This is a genomic window from Paenibacillus solisilvae (genome assembly GCF_042656405.1).
Lineage (GTDB): Bacteria > Bacillota > Bacilli > Paenibacillales > Paenibacillaceae > Paenibacillus_Z > Paenibacillus_Z solisilvae.
The window spans coordinates 1-1488 of sequence record NZ_JBHSOW010000154.1 but is presented as its reverse complement, the minus strand read 5'-3'; the positions used below and the strand labels follow the sequence as shown (position 1 = coordinate 1488).

The 1488-nt window shown below is 42.9% G+C and carries 1 protein-coding gene; it reads right to left on the bottom strand.

The genetic code is table 11. The annotated features are described in order from the left end of the window. Window positions 1–74: 74 nt before the first annotated feature. Window positions 75–1292, bottom strand: a complete 1218-nt coding sequence (locus ACFPYJ_RS33150; RefSeq protein WP_379192890.1) for an IS110 family RNA-guided transposase — start codon at window positions 1290–1292, stop codon at window positions 75–77. Window positions 1293–1488: the final 196 nt, after the last annotated feature.

The following is a 1488-nucleotide window of genomic DNA, read 5'->3' as shown; positions in this document are numbered from 1 at the left end:
AAAGAAGACGCAGTTCATTCGTTTTTTAAAAAGGTGCAGCGCCTGAAATAAAGAATATGGTTATCTTGGAGGGATTAGGAGACTTCTGAAATGGTTACAGAATAACCTAAGTTTTCTAATCGCCGAACGGCATACTTTACAATAGATTGTTGCTTTTGTTTGTCAAAATAATCTTCACCTAAGTCTACATACATTTCGTTGCGAGTTAAGAGATAGAAGGCAATCCTTAACATAGCATGAGCCACATTTATGGCTGCTCGTTTTTTACCTTTTCGTGCTGCTGTACGTCTGTACATGGCACCGAGATAGTTTTTTGACGCTGCAACGGAATGGGCTGCTTCAACTAGAGCAGATTTCAGATATTTGTTTCCGTTTTTGGCTTTGGCAGATTTCCTTTTCCCTGCACTTTCATTATGTCCAGGTACCAGACCGGCCCATGAACATAAATGCGCAGCACTCGGAAACTGTTTCTTAAGATCCGGACCAATTTCCGCTAAGATTTGTTCTGCCATTCGGGTAGCTATTCCAGGAATCGAATCTAAACGTTCGACTTCGTCATGGAAAGGGGTTACCCTCTCAGCAACTTCCTGATCGAGCACTACGATCTGTTCAGTTAAGAAATCAATGTGAGTTAAAATAGTCTTTATCATCAAGCGTTGGTGAGGGTTTACATAGCCTTGAAGAGCAAGTTCGAGCTCATCCTTTTTTCGCTTCATTGTACGTCTAGCGAAGTTCGCTAGTTTTGCAGGATCCTCTTCACCTTCTGCAAGGGCACGCAGCATATCACGAGAAGAAACGCCCATAATATCTGCTACAACAGAGCCGAGCTTAATATTAGCTCCTTCTAGCACTTTTTGAATGCGATTGTGTTGTCTGGCTCTTTCTTCAATGATACTACGACGATACCGAACGAGTTCTCGAAGCTCCCGTTGATTTCGATCTGGAATGAAACTTGCTTTGAGGAGCCCATGACGAAGAAGCTTTGCAATCCATTCCGAATCTTTGACATCCGTCTTACGTCCGGGTAGTGCTTTCATATGCTGGGCATTGACCACTAAAAATTCAATGCCTTCAGCTTCAAGTAGATTGACAATAGGCTTCCAAAATACCCCTGTGCTTTCCATCGCAACGTGAGTACATTCATGCTGCTTAATCCAGTCAATGAGCTGTAATAGAAACACCGTTTTAGTTGAAAACGTTTGAATCTCCTTTCCCTTCGACGTAAGAATACATGCTGTAATGTTGTCCTTATGAATATCCATACCGCATGCTCGTTCAATGACAACTTCCATCTTAAAACATCCTCTCTATGGCTAAATCAAAGTAGAGACTGGTGCAGCAACCAGAGTAGGATTAATCTCCCATAAGTGCTTCCCAAAAGGGAGCGACAATCTGTGATGCACCGTGGTCGTTGGAGTCAGACTAACGGATGGGCTCTTAGGCACCATAGTTCATCGACCTTCCTCTCCCAGCCATAGTAGCAGTATT